Annotated in this window: 1 pseudogene; it reads right to left on the bottom strand. The window is 28.7% G+C overall.

The features are described 5' to 3' along the window. Positions 1-523 precede the first annotated feature (523 nt). A pseudogene (locus CLOBL_RS27265) lies at positions 524-799 on the bottom strand (sigma-70 family RNA polymerase sigma factor); the annotation flags it as partial.

The raw sequence follows: 799 nt of genomic DNA, 5'->3' as shown, positions 1-799 counted from the left end.
ATGCTAAATTGCTGTATATTCTAATATGGTTTACCATAAATATTCTGTACCATATACATTCTGAAGAATATTACCATATAAGAATATATATTCTGAGCCATATCACCATAAATATTCTTAAGAATATGCTTGAAAAATGCGGCTCGAGAAGGTTTCGACATAAAAATATTATTGATTTTTAATGTTATTTTGAGCTTAAAACATGTATCAATAATAGCAGCAGATAGAGTTTTACTCATCCAGGAGCATGCAGTCGTTAGCGTCACTTGAAGAAGTGAGTGTGTTACGGATGCTAGCTATCGGATAAATTTCTTTGAAGCTGCAAATAAATTATTGTTATTTAAATGTGGGGGATGATCTCTCAAATATATTTGCAATGGAATTGATAAAGTAGCTGAAGATTATATTAATAAGACTACGGAGATTGTAAATAGCTTTTCTTTTGAATAAAACAATGTCAAGTAAGATATATTGCAAAGAGAAACCAAGGTTCATGTGACCTTGGTTTTTAAACATGAATATTTTAATAATCTAAAGAAATATAATCATAAATTTTCTTTAATGTAATTTTCTTTTTAAGGCAAGCTGTTGAGTAACACATATTTTTATAGTACGCATAATCTTGAATAGTATTATTTTTAAAGAATATAAAATCAATAAGTTCTTTTTCCTCTTCAGTCAAATTATTTATGGCCAGCTTTAAAGCTTCAGAATCACATCTATCACAAAATAAATCTTCCAGGCTTATATCTTGAGAAGGTAAATCTTTTTCAACATCAGCATGAAGGCTTAAAGCATC

Source organism: Clostridium sp. BL-8 (assembly GCF_002006495.1).
GTDB lineage: Bacteria > Bacillota > Clostridia > Clostridiales > Clostridiaceae > Clostridium.
The sequence above is the reverse complement of the archived record's forward strand: the minus strand, read 5'-3'. Positions and strand labels throughout refer to the sequence as shown.